The following is a 1,145-nucleotide window of genomic DNA, read 5'->3' on the forward strand; positions in this document are numbered from 1 at the left end:
ATTTCCGGTAGAATCCCGCCTCTGATTTTGATCGCATCCATTTTCTGATAGCGAGTAGGCAATTCATGGAAATCAATCCCATTGTTACGAAGATAAAAGACCTTCGTGAGCGCACCGAAGCGCTCAGGGGGTACCTTTGACTACGATCAGCGCAGCGAAAGATTGACCGAAGTTGAACGGGAACTGGAAGTACCCTCCGTATGGGAAGACCCGGACCGGGCCCAGGCGCTGGGTAAGGAACGCTCGGATCTGGAATTGATCGTCGGCACCATCGACAACCTCACCTCCGGCGTGAACGACGCCGACAGCCTGCTGGAGCTGGCGGCCGAGGAAGAGGACGAAGCGACCGTTGCCGAGATAGAGGCCGACCTCGCCGCGCTGGACAAGGAACTGGAAAAACTTGAGTTCCGCCGTATGTTTTCCGGCGAAATGGACGCCAATAACGCCTACATGGACATCCAGGCCGGGTCCGGCGGCACCGAGGCCCAGGACTGGGCCAATATGCTGTTACGGATGTACCTGCGCTGGGCCGAGCATCGTGGCTTCAAGGCTGAAATTATCGAGCTTCAGGAAGGAGATGTGGCCGGCATCAAAAGTACCACCGTTCATATTCAGGGTGAGTATGCCTATGGCTGGTTGCGCACGGAAACCGGCGTCCATCGTCTGGTACGCAAATCGCCCTTCGACTCCGGAAACCGCCGTCACACCTCATTCTCATCGGTGTTCATATCGCCGGAAGTGGATGACAGCTTCGAGATAGAGATCGACCCGTCCGATCTGCGGGTAGACGTTTACCGCGCATCCGGTGCAGGTGGGCAGCACGTTAACCGGACTGAATCTGCAGTGCGCCTGACCCACAACCCGACCGGTATTGTGGTGGCCTGTCAGGCCGGCCGTAGCCAGCACCAGAACAAGGATCAGGCCATGAAACAGCTCAAGGCCAAGCTGTATGAGCGTGAAATGCAGGAACGGAACGCTGCCAAGCAGCAGGCCGAAGATGCCAAAGCGGATATCGGCTGGGGCAGCCAGATACGTTCCTATGTACTGGATGATGGCCGCATAAAGGACCTGCGTACCAAGGTCGAAACCAGCAATATCCAGAATGTGCTGGACGGTGATATCGACAGGTTCATCGAAGCCAGCCT

At 56.7% G+C, this 1,145-nt stretch carries 1 protein-coding gene; it reads left to right on the forward strand.

Features of this window, described 5'->3' with window-relative positions:
• Positions 1 to 65: 65 nt before the first annotated feature.
• Positions 66 to 1,145, forward strand: a protein-coding gene (prfB, locus tag VJ956_RS01920) for a peptide chain release factor 2 (protein WP_324081038.1) whose coding sequence is annotated in 2 segments (ribosomal slippage) — positions 66 to 137 and positions 139 to 1,145 — 1,079 coding nt annotated over the 2 segments. Because the reading frame shifts where the segments join, the coding sequence is not laid out codon by codon here. This gene is flagged as partial in the annotation.

This window comes from Marinobacter sp. (assembly GCF_035268745.1).
Taxonomy (GTDB): Bacteria; Pseudomonadota; Gammaproteobacteria; order Pseudomonadales; family Oleiphilaceae; genus Marinobacter.